The sequence below is a fragment of the Microbacterium sp. 4R-513 genome, assembly GCF_011046485.1.
Taxonomy (GTDB): Bacteria; Actinomycetota; Actinomycetes; order Actinomycetales; family Microbacteriaceae; genus Microbacterium.
This window is the reverse complement of record NZ_CP049256.1, coordinates 841,698-853,503: the sequence shown is the minus strand read 5'-3', so window position 1 is coordinate 853,503 and position 11,806 is coordinate 841,698. Positions and strand designations below refer to the sequence as shown.

Below are 11,806 nucleotides of genomic sequence, written 5' to 3'. Positions count from 1 at the left end.
ATGACGATGGTGGCGTCACCGCAGCGCATCGAGGCGACCGCACCTCGGCGCGAACCGTCGATCCTCGACGTCGCCCGCGAGGCCGGGGTCTCGGCGCAGACCGTGTCGCGTGTCGCGACGGGCAAGGACGTCGTCCGCGCCGCCACGCGCGAGAGGGTCGTCGAGGCCATGCGCCGGCTCGGCTACCGCCCCAACGGCGCCGCACGAGCGCTCAAGGCGGGCCGCTACCGCAGCATCGGCGTCATCATGTTCTCGCTCTCGACGTACGGCAACATGCGCACGCTCGAGGCGATCGCCGCCGAGGCGACGGCCGCCGGGTATTCGATCACCCTCATCCCACTGGATGCCGCCACCCAGGGGAGCGTCTCCGGCGCCTTCGCACGGCTCAGCGAGGAATCGGTAGACGGCATCGTGATCATCATCGAGGCGCATCGCCTCAACGAGTCCGAGCTCGTGATCCCCTCCGGCATGCCCGTCGTCGTGCTGGACTCGAGCGCCGAATACGACCTCCCCGTCATCGACACGGATCAGGCTCAGGGTGCCCGGCTCGCGACGGAGCACCTCCTCGGCCTCGGACATCGCACCGTGTGGCACGTCGCCGGGCCCGAGGAGTCCTTCTCCGCCCACCGCCGCCGCGACTCGTGGGAGAGCACGCTCCGCGCGCACGGCGCTCCGGTGCCCGAGCCGATCATCGGAGACTGGTCGGCGGAGTCGGGGCGCGCTGCCGGAGAGATCCTCGCGCGCATCCCCGAGGCCACCGCCGTGTTCGCGGCGAATGACCAGACGGCGCTCGGGGTCGTGCACGCGCTGCACGCGGCCGGCCGGTCGGTGCCGGGCGACGTGAGCGTCGTCGGCTTCGACGACATGCCCGAGGCCGCGAGCTTCTGGCCCGCCCTCACGACGATCCGCCAGCACTTCGACCGGGTGGGGGCCGCCGCCCTCCAGGCCCTTGTCGCCTCGATCGAGGGGTCGCCGGGCGAGCGGGCCGACCTCGTGCCGACGGAGCTGATCGTCCGCGAGAGCTCGGCTCCGCCAGCGGCCTGAGCCTTCGTCATCCGGCCGCGACCCCTTGCGTGCCGTCTTGGATGCTCGCTAGGATCCCCATGTTCCCGCTAACTGTTTACGTAAACAGAGCGAACAACTCCGTGGGCCGGCGTCGGTCCACCGCGAAGGAATGGAAGACAATGCCGTCACGAAGAGCATTGGCGTCGGCCGCGGTCGCCGCCGTGATCGCCGCCTCGGTCACCGCCGCTGCGGCCCCTCCCGCGGCATCCGCCGCCGGCACACCCGTGCGCATCACCCCCAACCCCGCCTACGCCTCCGCGCCGTTCGAAGGCTGGGGCACGAGCCTCGTGTGGTTCGCGAATGCGACCGGCGGCTACCCCGAGCAGGTACGCCAGGACCTGTTCGACAAGGTCTTCGGCGAAGACGGCCTGAACCTCAACATCGCCCGCTACAACATCGGCGGCGGCAATGCCACCGACGTCCCGTCCTACCTCCGGCCCGGCGGAGCCGTCGAGGGATGGTGGAATCCGGATGCCGGTCTCTCCGACGCGCAGGGACCCATCACCTCCACCTACGCCGACCGTGACCGCTACGCCGCGGCGTGGGATGCCGAGAACCCCGCGCACTACGACTGGGACGCCGATGCGACGCAGCGCTGGTGGATCGAGGCGCTGAAGGACAAGATCACGCACTGGGAGGCGTTCAGCAACTCCCCGCCCTACTTCCTGACCGAGAGCGGCTTCGTCTCGGGCGGCACCAACGCCACGGCCGAGCAGCTCGCATCGGCCGACATGGACGACTTCTCGTCCTACCTCGTCAACGTCGTCGAGCACCTCGAGGACGAGTACGGGATCGAGTTCGACACGCTCGACCCGTTCAACGAGCCGAACACGAACTACTGGTCGACCCGCCTCGGCGCGAACGGCTGGCCCACGAGCGCGAGCCGCCAGGAGGGTGCGCACATCGGGCCGGCGGCCCAGAACGAGATGATCGCCAAGCTCGCGGATCGGCTCTCTCAGCCGTCCACGACGACGGATGTCGCGATCTCGGCGATGGACGAGACGAACCCGACGATCTTCGCGCAGAACTGGCGGGCGTGGTCGACGGCGTCCAAGTCGAAGGTCGATCAGCTCAACGTCCACACCTACGGCACGGGTGACCGCCTCGTCGCGCGTGACATCGCCAAGAGCTCGGACAAGCCGCTCTGGATGAGCGAGGTCGAGGGCGACTGGGACGGCACCGGCTTCAACCAGGTGAACATCGAGAACGGCCTCGGCATGGCCGGTCGCATCGTCGACGACCTGCGCGAGCTCGAGCCCACGGCGTGGGTGTTCTGGCAGCCGGTCGAAGACCTCTACAACATGCAGAAGGTCGAGAACCTCAACTGGGGCAGCGTCTTCATCGACTTCGACTGCAACGCCGAGGGCAAGTCGCTGCGCCGCATCGCCGCCGGCGAGGCCGACCCGACGTGCAAGGTGCTGACGAACGCGAAGTACAACACGACGCGCAACTTCACGCACTACATCCACCCCGGCGACCGCATCGTGCCGACCGAAAACACTCAGACGACGGCGGCCGTGACCGCCGACGGCACGGGAGTCACGCTCGTGCACGTCAACAGCGAGGCCGGTGCCCGCGACGTCACGATCGACCTGTCGCAATTCGGCACGATCGCGCCCGGTGCGACGGTGACGCCCGTCGTCACGACCCAGTCGCCGTCGTCCGATCCGGAGGCGAATGCCCTCAAGCAGGGCGCACCGGTCCCCGTCGACGCCGCGAGGAAGTCGGCGACCATCAGCGTTCCGGGCAAGTCGGTCACGACCTTCGTCGTGTCGGGTGTCTCCGGTGCCTCGGCCGACGCGCCGGTGCTGCGCGATGGTCACACCTACCAGCTCCTCGGGGTTCAGAGCGGCAAGGCCCTCGCGGCCGACCCTTCGTCGCTCGCCATCCGCACGTCGGCGACGACGACCGCCGGTGCGACGGCGCAGGCCTGGACCGTCCGCACCCTGGAGGGCGCGGGCACCGACCGCCAGCGCTTCGTCCTGCAGAACAGGGACGGACGCCTCCTCGGCACGTCGGGCGGAGGCACGACGCTCTCGACCTCGACGGTCGAGGCCGCGGCATCCGATCCCGCCCTGCAGTGGATCGCCTCGACGACCGACGGCAAGACCTACTCGCTGCTGAGCGTCGCCGGTGAGCAGGTGCTCGACGTCAACGGCCAGAGCACGGCCGACGGCGCCTCGGTCGGCCTCTACACCTCGAACGGCGGGGCGAACCAGCGCTGGACGCTCGCCGATGTCGCTGTCACCGGCGCGAAGAGCGTGCGGACGGCGACGGCGATCGGTGTGGCGCCGCAGCTCCCCGCGCAGGTGACCCTCGTGTACGCCGGCAACGTCGAGCGCCCCGCCGCCGTGACGTGGAACACGGCCGGCATCGACTGGTCGAAGCCCGGCTCGAAGACCGTCACCGGGTCGGGGACGGATGTCTTCGGCACCGCCTTCCAGGCGACCGCGACCGTCGAGGTGGGGGCGCTGGCCGGCACGCAGCCTGTCTCGGTGACCACCTACGCGGGCATCTCGCCCGCGCAGGTCAAGGCTGCCGCGCCCACGACGGTCCCGGCCGAGGCGGGCACGAGCGGCGAGACCGTCGCCGTCCCGGTCACATGGGACTGGACGGGGGTGGATGCCGCGAAGCTCGCCTCCACGGGAGTCGTCACGGTACCCGGCACCGCCACGACGACCGACCCGGCTCACCCGCAGGTGCCTGCCAGGTTGTCGGTCATCCTGACGACCGCCACGGAGAAGAACGTGGCCCCGGCGAGCACTGCCGCAGCCACCTTCACCGAGAGCGCCAGCTACAGCGTCGATCGCACGAAGAACGGCGTCACCACCGACAAGGGCTGGTCGAACTGGCGGTCGGGCACGAAGAACACGACGGACACGCTGACCTACACCCTCGCTGCGCGCGAGAAGGTGCAGCACGCCAAGGTGTACTTCTACAAGGACGGCACCAACAGCTGGGCGCAGTCGATCACGGTCGAGTACCGCACGGGGACGGGGGCGTGGACGACCGGTCCGACGGTCACCGACGCGACACCCGCCAGCGGGACGGCGCCGATCCTCGACATCCCGCTGGGAGTCGACGCCGACGCCGTGCGGTTCGTCCTGACGGCGAACCCCGCGACGCACATGATCGTGTCGGAGGTCGAGATCTACGCCGCAGGTCCGTCGGCCTCGGCCGTCGCGGACCTCGCGCGCATCACGACGAACGGCGTGGCGCTCCCCTCGTTCGCGCCGGCCCAGACGGCGTACACCGTCGACTGGGACGGCGGCGCGCTGCCGACCGTCGCCGCGATCCCCGTTGATCGCAACGCGAAGGTCGAGGTCGCCCAGGCGACGGCGGCAGCGCCCACCGCGACCGTCACGGTGACGGCCCCTTCGGGTGCGACGAAGGCCTACACCGTGCAGTTCGAGAAGAAGGCCGCGCCGGTGCTGGAGGCGAGCGCCACTGCGACGACGCGCTGCGTCGCCGGGAAGGTGCAGCTCGTCGTGACAGTGGCGAACGAGGACGAGGTCCCGCTCGATTTCGTCGTCACGACGCCGTACGGCACGAAGTCCGTCGACGACCTCGCGGTCGGCAAGAAGACGTCGGCGGCGTTCAGCACGCGCCTGGCGACCGTGTCCGCGGGCACCGTGCAGGTCGCGGTCTCGGCGGTCGTGAACGGGGCGGCGGTGCAGTCCACGGTGCAGGCGCCGTACGTCGCCGGAGGCTGCGTCAACTAGCGGCAGGAAGATCGACGGATGCCGCGTCCTGGCAGGGGCGCGGCATCCCTCGTCTCTTCTCTTGCGTCGAGCGTGAGAGCGGATGCCGGGGGTCAGCCGAGCGGCGCCGGTTCGGGGCGATGCACGCCCCGCGGGCGGTAGCCGAGCGCGTCGGAGAGGCCGGCGAGATCGGCGAGGTACCAGATCGTCGCGAGCCACATCTCCGTGCCCTGCAGCCCGGGATGCGAAGCGTCGCGCCAGGCATGGTCCTGGCTCGGTGCGCGGAAGCCGAAGCCTTCACCGTCGACCCAGCGGTCGAGCGCGACATCGAGGAGCCGCCGGGCGGTCGCCGAGACCTCGTCTGCCCGATAGCCCGCGGTGCGCGTGAGCCACAGGGGATGTGCGACGTCGAGCACGTTGCACGCGTCCTGCCGGTCGGGGCGGAACCATCGGTCATCTCGCACGTGCGCGAGGACGGTGTCGACGACGCGCTCGGGACGGGGGAGCGGCAGGCCGAACTGCGCGAAGGTCCCGCGCGAGGTGCGGTAGAAGCCGTTGACGAGCTGAAGGCGGCTGCCGTCCGCCCCGATCCGCCCCCACATCCCGGTGGCCGGGTCGGCGTGGGTGAGGAGCCAGCCGAACAGGGTCTCCTCGAAGGCGGGCGGGATGCTGTCGCCCCGCCGTCGAGCCCAGAGGAGCGCCGTGCCGACGGCATCCACCCGGTGCCCGGCGTGCCACGCGTCGGTGTGCCACGGCAGCCCGTCGAGGAAGGCGGAGAGCTCATCTGCCGACGACTGAGTCACGATGTCCACGGGATGGTCGAAGCTCGAACCCAGGACATCCAGGGCGTAGCCGACCGAGAGCACGTGATACGCGACGTCCGGATCGTCGTCGGGCGCCGACTCCGCGAGCGTTCCGTCAGCGAGCATGCGGGCGACGCGGCCGGTCGCCGGATCCTGCCACCGACGCAGGCGCTCGACCTGCTGCTCGACGGACAGCTGCGGAGGAGCCGAACCCAGGAGCAGGTCGGCGATCTCGATCGCATCGGCCTGCGCGCGGACCGTCGGTGCCGCACCAGGGCGATCGACGAAGAGCCGGTGATCGTCGCGCCACGAGCGCTCGAGGATGGCAGCCGCCTGGGCGCGGGCCCTCTCACCCAGCGACTCGAGGCGGCGGCCGAGGTCGCCGCCCGCCGGCGACGCTCCCTCGCCCGCGGGGGCGATCCGCCAGCGGAGCAGCTTCGCCGGGTTGCCGCCGACGATCGCGCCGGCGGGCACGTCCTTCGTCACGACGGCTCCCGCCGCGAGCACCGAGTGGTCGCCCACCCTGACACCGTCGAGGATGACCACGTGCGAGCCGATCCACACATCGTCGCCGACGCGGATGCCCTCGGCCGTGAGGGGCTGGCGGAACACCGGCAGGTCGGGGTCGGTCATCGTGTGGTTGAACCCGAGGATCGACGTGTGCGCGCCGATCCGCACCCCGTCGCCGAGCTGGACGTCCCCTCGGACGACCGCATACGGGTTGATGCTGCAGTCGCTTCCGGCTCGCAGGGCGCCCGTGAGATAGGCGCCCGCAGCGATGTAGGTGCGGTCTCCGAGGCGGAGCTCGTCGTTGTCGACCGACGCCAGCGCTGAGACGAAGCATCCGTCCCCGATCGAATGATGCGGGCGCGCCCGCAGCCCGCCCAGGAGGCCGCGCTGCCGTTCCTGCGCTGCGGGCTCGGCGCGAGTCCAGAAGTCCCACGGCGAGAACTCGAGGGGGTCGATCACCGTGGCGGCGCCGTCGACTCGCGCACGTGGAGCGTCGGATTGAGCAGGACCCGGTGCACGGGACGGTCGGGTTCGGCGATGCGGCGGATGAGGAGGTCGACGGCGGCCGCGCCGACATCCATGCGCGGCGGGCTCACGGCGGTGAGGGCCGGGGTGAAGAGCTCGGCCACCTCGTCGTCGTAGGCGATGACCGACAGGTCGCCGGGCACCGAGATGCCGCGGGCGAGCGCGAGATCGACGAACGCCATGGCCTCGGCGTCGGGGTGCACGAGCAGCGCGGTGGTGCCGCTCTTCATCGCCCGGTCGAGCGACGCGTTGACGGCGTCCGAGAAGTCCGAGCTGCTGCGATCGGGCAGCAGATGCTCGAAGTGCTGGGTCGGGGTGAGCCCCAGCTCGTCGCACACGGCCTCCCAGCCGGCCGCGATCTTGCGCGAGGTCGGCGAGTCGCGGGACAGCACCAGTCCGACCTTGCGGTGTCCGAGGTCGGCGAGGTGGCGGGCGGCGAGCACGGCGCCGAGCGCATGGTCGGACGTCACGGACTCGACGGGTGCGCGATCGGGAAGGAGGAAGGCGTCGCGCTCGGTGAGAACGCTCGGCACTCCCGCCCCTGCGAGCCACTGGATGACGTCCTGCGCGTGGGCGGTGTCGGTGTTCGGGGCGACGATGAGGCCCTTGACGCCCTCCGACCGCACGAGCCGCTCCAGCACGGGCCGCTCGTCCTGCAGCTCGTACGACGCTCCGCGCAGCATGACCCGGTAGCCACGGCGGCGCGCTTCGCGCTCCATGCCGCGCACGACGGTGGGCCAGTAGTAGTTCAGCGAGGGCACGAGCACCGCGATGGAATCGGATGCCTCGGTGGTGCGATCCTCCTGGTCGACGGACACCGTGTCCGGCGCGAGCCCGTTGCCCCCGGCCGGGGCCACGGCGCCGCCGTGCACGCGGACGAGCAGGCCTTCATCCTCGAGCTGTGCGAGGTCGCGGCGCACCGTGACGGGCGTCACGCCGAGCTCGTCGATGAGCTGCGAGACGCGCACGATGCCCTCGCGGGACAGCGAGGTGAGGATGTGCGCGCGGCGCGCCGGGGCGAGCGGAGCGTGGGTCGGCTGATCGGTCATCGGCTGTCCTTGTCGGTGGCTGCGTCCAGTTCTACCGTGACGCGGAGGCTGCGGTGCTCCGTGACGAGCAGGTCGACGCGCGTCAATGCGTCGCCCCACACCTCCGAGAGCACCGGGTCGGAGAGCGATCGGGTCACAAGTGCGGCGGGAACCTCTGGCGTCCACCGGACCGAGACGGGGCGCGCGCCTCCCAAGGGGAGGACCCTGAGTGCGCCGGCCGAGAGCTCGACCTCGCCGGCGACGAGGAGGCGAAGAGTCGTCGGAGGCTCGGCCGGTCCGGTCCAGGGCTCGACGTCCCACGCGTCCTCGATCACGACGCGCGTCTCGCCGGCCCCCCGGTCGAGTGCCGCGCGTCGGCGCCAAGCCCGAAGCCCCGGTGCCTCGTACGCCCCGGCGATGTCGAGGGAGAGGGCGGTCCGCTCGTCGCCGAGGGAGGGACGGACGACGGACGCCGCGTACCCCGCGCCCGGGGACTGAGCAGCACCGCGGACCTCGGGCACGTTGTGCCACGCGCTCTGCATCGTCCAGATGTCGTAGCGGCGCGGGCCGAACGTCGCCGCCGTGTACGTGGGACGACCGGCGTCGACGAGGACCGGGACGCCGTCGACCGCGACGACGAACGAGCCGACGTCGTTGTGATTGTGGTGCTCGCCGTTGTGTCCGCCCTTGATCGCGAGGGTGAGTCCCGCTGCCGAGCCGGTGCGCTCTCGCGCGATCAGCACCTCGGTCGAAGGCAGCCACGTGTCGCGCGGCAGCGGAGACGTCGCCGCGGCATCCTCGCGCCACACCGCGTCGGTGAGACCGCGCAGCAGCCGGCCGAGGCCCTCTCGCTCGGTCGCGAGAGGCGCGCCGGGCACGCGCTGGGCCGCGGCATGGCGCCGGGCGCCGTCGTCGCCGATGCGACGAGCGGCGCGGTGCAGGGCGTGCCACGGCTGCTCCCGGGTCGGGCGGGCCTGGCCGTCGGCCAGGTTGAGGTACCAGTCGCCGCCGAGGTGCATGCGGTGGGGGAACGCGACGGTCTGACGCAACGACTCCACCGCGGCTGCGGCATCCCATCGCCCTTCCGTCGCGAACGAGAGGAGGTCGAGGGCTTCGAGCGCGCGGCACGCTCCGTTCCACCAATACGAGTAGCCCTCGTCGATCGCGCCGTCATCGGGGAGGGAGGCGACATATCGATCGAGACCCTCCACGACCAGGGCCACGATCTCGGCGCGCAGATCGGCCTCCGCCGGATCGTCGAGCAGCTGCAGCGCTGTGACGAGGACGTTGCCGTGGATCCAGGGGTTCCAGTTGTGGACGTCGCCGTCGAGTCCGAGCCAGTGCCAGTCGGGGCGCGCGAGGAAGGGGTCGATGATCCGCAGGCGGGCTTCGCGCCGGATGCGGGCGCGCACGCCCGGGTAGCGCTCATCGAGCTGCGTCCCCAGCAGGCGGTCGAGCCACGCGAGCTGGCCGGCCACCTCGCCGGCGCCCAGATCGAGGAAGGGGTCGTCGACGGTGGCGAGCACGGCGCCGTGGCGCGCCCGGGTGTCGTCGTGAGCGGGCCAGCACCACGAGCTCTGCTCGCAGAGGAGGATGACGCCGTCGGCGACCTCGTCGATCCACTGCTCTTCGAGGGTCAGCGCTGCCGCGGCAGCGGCTCGGCTGAGCCGGCGCTGCCGCTCGAAGGCGAGCGTCTCCCAGGCATCCCGGTCTCCGTCGCGGTGGACGCGGACCGCCTGGCTCGCAAGGGGGAGGGGCCACGGGATGCCGAGGTCCCGCTCGGCGCGGGCGACCAGGTCGTGCGCGGTCACCGAATCGACAGAGGTCCAGACGGCGCGATCGGTCGCCGGCGGCACCGGAAGGGCGGCCGACGGAGGGAGGAGGATGCCGCGCACCTCGGCTGCGCCATCGCCCGTGCCGGTGCCGAAGAGTCGGGCGAGAGGGCCGGTGAACTGCTGCTCGGACACGGGTGCTCCTTCCTCCTCGTCGAGTGCTGACATCGCCGCACGGCGGCCCGCCCGGGGTAGACCCCGGCGCGAACGCCTCAAACGATCATAAACGATCAATACAGAAAAATCATGTGTTGCAATGAACGAAACTGATTGCTAATCTCCCAAAGCGGCCGCTCTGCGGACCCGCCCAGCCATTCAAAGGAGAACGACGGTGACGCGCATCCACGAAGCCCACGGCGGCGCATCCGCGCCCGACTGGACGCGTGCGCAGTGGGTCTCCTACGCAGATCGCCTCCTGGCCGGCGCCCGCGCCTTCGCTTCGCCCGGCCACGCGCGCATCACTCCTCCTGGCGCCGAGGGCGGCTACGGCACCGCGATCGACGGACTCGAGGGCTTCGCCCGCACGTTCCTCCTGGCGGGCTTCCGCATCGCCGGCGAGAGCGGCATGGGCGTCGACGACCTTGTCGACTTCTACTCCCGCGGCATCGCGACCGGTGTCGACCCGAACGCCCCCGACCGGTGGGTCCGCCTCGACGAGCACCCGCAGGCCAAGGTCGAAGCGGCATCCATCGCGCTCATCCTCGACCTGACGCGGCCGTGGATCTGGGACCGCCTCGATGCGATGACTCAGGAGCGCGTCATCGCGTACCTCGCGCCCGCTGTCGGCGACCAGACGTACCCTCGCACGAACTGGCTGTGGTTCCGCCTCGTGGTGCAGACGTTCCTCCGTTCGGTCGGCGGCCCCTGGTCGGCGCAGGACGTCGCCGACGACCTGGCCCTCCACGATTCGTTCGGGCGGCCGGGCGGCTGGCTCTCGGACGGCGACGAGCGCTCGTACGACCACTACGTCGGCTGGGCGCTGCACCTCTATCCCGTGCTCTGGGCGCGCATGCAAGGCGCCGCCGAGCTCGCGAACGGGCGCACGCCCAAGGATGTGGCGCTCCTGGACCGGTTCCTCCTCGACGCGATCGCGCTCGTGGGTGCAGACGGGTCGCCGCTCATCCAGGGCCGCAGCCTCATCTATCGCTTCGCCGCGGCCGCCCCCTTCTGGGTCGGCGTGATCGCGGGGGTGCCGTCGACATCGCTCGGTGCGCTCCGCCACGCGGCGAACCGCGTCGTCGGCCACTTCGCCGACAGCGGCGTGCCGGATGCCCGCGACCTGCTCAGCATGGGGTGGCACGGCGACTGGCGGCGGCTCGCGCAGTCCTATTCCGGCCCCGCCTCGCCGTACTGGGCGACCAAGGGTCTGCTCGGCATCTCGCTCCCCGCCGACCACCCGATGTGGAGCGCGCCGGCCGAGCCGCTTCCGGTCGAGAGCGGCGACACGCTCCGCGCCGTGCGCGCGGCGGGATGGGTCGTCTCGGGGACGCGCGCCGACGGCATCGTCCGCGTCGTGAACCACGGCACCGATCACGCCGCCGAGGGCAGCCTCGTCGGCGACTCGCCCCTGTACGCGCGCATCGGCTACTCCACCGCGACGGCACCCCTCGCGAACGGCCGGGCGTGGCGTGAGCCCCTCGAGCAGTCCGTCGCCCTCGTCGACCACCAGGGTCGGGCGACTCACCGCGCCGCGATGCAGCTCCTCGACGTGAGCATCGACGGCGAGGTCGGTGTCGCCGCCTCGACGTGGCCGGCGCATTGGATCTCGCCCGCCGAGACGCAGGTGCGGCACGGTTCGGGCATCCACGGCGAGATCGCGCTCGCGGGTCGCCTCACCGTCCGCTCGCTCGTCCGCGGTCCGTGGGAGGTGCGGGTGATCGACCTCGACGGCGTCGAAGACGGCGTGGACCCCTCGGCACTGACCCTGCGCGTGGGGGGCTGGCCCGTCGCCGACGGCGAGGAGCGGGTGACGGATGCCGCGGCATCCGTCACGACGCACCGCCTGGCGAGCGCCATCCGTCCCCTCCTCGGTGCCGGCGCCCCGAGCGTCGAGGTGCGGGCCGACTCGACCCCGCTCGGCGCCGACGCGGGTGTGCCCGTCGTGACCTTCCCCGCCGTCCCGGGGGAGCGCGTCGCGGTGATCGTCGAGCTCTCGGGGGCGCCCGCAGACCTCGGCGCCGCGCAGCTCGCCATGGAATCGGGCGAAGCCCGGATCACGTGGCCCGACGGCGTCGTCACGACGACGCCCCTTCCAGACCCCCGGATCGTCGATGCGTCGACCCGGTGACCGCAGGACCCGACGAAGGGTCCGCAATCCTGTACTCGCAAAGGAGCACCATCAC

6 protein-coding genes are annotated in these 11,806 nt (G+C 71.5%); 3 read left to right on the top strand and 3 right to left on the bottom strand.

The genetic code is table 11. From position 1 onward, the window contains the following. Together G5T42_RS03660 and G5T42_RS03655 are read left to right on the top strand one after the other, a co-directional pair. A complete protein-coding gene (locus tag G5T42_RS03660; protein ID WP_165125569.1) occupies window positions 1–1,044 on the top strand; it encodes a LacI family DNA-binding transcriptional regulator in 1,044 nt (347 codons plus the stop codon). Window positions 1,045–1,184: 140 nt separating this feature from the next. Continuing rightward, a complete protein-coding gene (locus G5T42_RS03655) occupies window positions 1,185–4,787 on the top strand; it encodes a glycoside hydrolase (RefSeq protein WP_165125566.1) in 3,603 nt (1,200 codons plus the stop codon). 92 nt (window positions 4,788–4,879) lie between these two features. Here G5T42_RS03655 and G5T42_RS03650 read toward each other — a convergent pair whose 3' ends face one another. Genes G5T42_RS03650 through G5T42_RS03640 form a run of 3 tightly spaced genes read right to left on the bottom strand, consistent with a single transcriptional unit; the run spans window position 4,880 to window position 9,599 of the window. Next, complete coding sequence (locus tag G5T42_RS03650; RefSeq protein ID WP_165125563.1) at window positions 4,880–6,538, bottom strand: acyltransferase; 1,659 nt, start codon at window positions 6,536–6,538, stop codon at window positions 4,880–4,882. Then, the gene (locus tag G5T42_RS03645) at window positions 6,535–7,653 is read right to left on the bottom strand and encodes a substrate-binding domain-containing protein (RefSeq protein WP_165125560.1); all 1,119 of its coding nucleotides are present in this window, start codon (window positions 7,651–7,653) and stop codon (window positions 6,535–6,537) included. Before G5T42_RS03645 ends, G5T42_RS03650 begins: the two co-directional genes overlap by 4 nt. Continuing rightward, window positions 7,650–9,599 (bottom strand): heparinase II/III family protein, encoded by a 1,950-nt coding sequence (locus G5T42_RS03640; RefSeq protein WP_241245943.1) that lies wholly within the window; start codon window positions 9,597–9,599, stop codon window positions 7,650–7,652. The genes G5T42_RS03645 and G5T42_RS03640 overlap by 4 nt, the downstream gene beginning before the upstream one ends. Before the next feature lie 196 nt (window positions 9,600–9,795). Between G5T42_RS03640 and G5T42_RS03635 the strand changes: the two genes are divergently transcribed. Continuing rightward, window positions 9,796–11,751 (top strand): DUF2264 domain-containing protein, encoded by a 1,956-nt coding sequence (locus G5T42_RS03635; RefSeq protein ID WP_241245942.1) that lies wholly within the window; start codon window positions 9,796–9,798, stop codon window positions 11,749–11,751. Window positions 11,752–11,806 lie beyond the last annotated feature (55 nt).

Coding starts and splice junctions, on each gene's coding strand:
- G5T42_RS03660 (WP_165125569.1), top strand. CDS start 1: ATGACGATGGTGGCGTCACCGCAGCGCATCGAGGCGACCGCACCTCGG.
- G5T42_RS03655 (WP_165125566.1), top strand. CDS start 1,185: ATGCCGTCACGAAGAGCATTGGCGTCGGCCGCGGTCGCCGCCGTGATC.
- G5T42_RS03645 (WP_165125560.1), bottom strand. CDS start 7,653: ATGACCGATCAGCCGACCCACGCTCCGCTCGCCCCGGCGCGCCGCGCG.